Source organism: Candidatus Symbiopectobacterium sp. NZEC135 (assembly GCF_025962695.1).
Genome location: NZ_JAGFPF010000671.1, coordinates 1 through 1,054, shown reverse-complemented (window position 1 = coordinate 1,054; position 1,054 = coordinate 1). Strand labels below are relative to the sequence as shown.

Sequence of the window (1,054 nt, the reverse complement as noted above, 5' to 3'; positions counted from 1 at the left end):
GGATGTGGCTAATGGGGGTAACAGAGAGGCGCTAGAACGTGTGTGTTTGCAGGCAGGGTTTACATTACCCGCAGGAGTAGATTATACCGATCTGTTGGGGAAAGAGTTTTCCGGGACGGACCTGTCTGGCGGACAATGGCAACGGCTTGCTATTGCCAGGGCATTATATTCATCGAACAGTGGCATTGTTATCTTAGATGAACCCACCAGCGCACTGGATCCGCGCATTGAAGCAGATTTCTTTAAGCGTTTTTATCAAAGCACCAAAGGAAAAACCTCCATAACGGTAACACACAGAATGGGGGCCGTTAAGAATGCAGAGAAAGTGATTGTGATGAAAAACGGGGTTCTTGTAGAGCAAGGGACGCCCGATGCGCTCTCAAGGTTAAAGGGCGAATATTATGAGTTGGTCAATATCCAAAAAGAGCTTTGGAACGCGTCTTGAGTTGGTTTACCGTTAATTCATCATCTCATGGTATTTGCAATACGTGCCGATAATCTTGAGTGAACAGATCTCTCCTCCTGTTCAATAGACAAATAAAACACAAATCAAATGTCATAACCATGCACTTTATAAGGGCATGGGGAGCTATTTTTGCTGTTTCATGGTGCATTATTAGAAATAGATCTATTGCGTCAGCGATGTGTAATAACGTGGCTCCGACAAGGTAATCGTTTGCTTAAAAATGCAACCGTTTGCATATCATAAAAAATAAATGACCACCGGGCCGGTTTTATTGTGGTACGGGAATTGCTGTTTATTAAATAACCCTTCGTTTATTACTCAGGATAAAACAGCATGACCGTATGCAACCGTTACGCTATCCGCAGCGCTTTTTTCGATATTGTCGCGCCCGCAGAGAATCCGCAGCAGATCGTTGAGCATGCCCGTTATATTGAAGACGGCGTATTGCTGATTGATAAGGGAAAAATCGTCGATTTAGTGCCCTGGCAGCAAGGTGAAGCGCGTGTCAAAACGGGCTGGTCGCTGATCGATTATCGCGGAAAAGTGATTTTGCCGGGCTTTATCGATACCCATATTCACTTTCCACAG

At 44.8% G+C, this 1,054-nt stretch carries 1 protein-coding gene and 1 pseudogene; both read left to right on the top strand.

The features are described from left to right. Window positions 1–445 (top strand): ATP-binding cassette domain-containing protein (locus tag J5224_RS29635; protein WP_264628643.1); only part of this gene is annotated, 445 nt, incomplete at its 5' end. A 354-nt stretch (window positions 446–799) separates the two neighbouring features. Further along, window positions 800–1,054, top strand: a pseudogene (locus J5224_RS29630) (guanine deaminase); the annotation flags it as partial.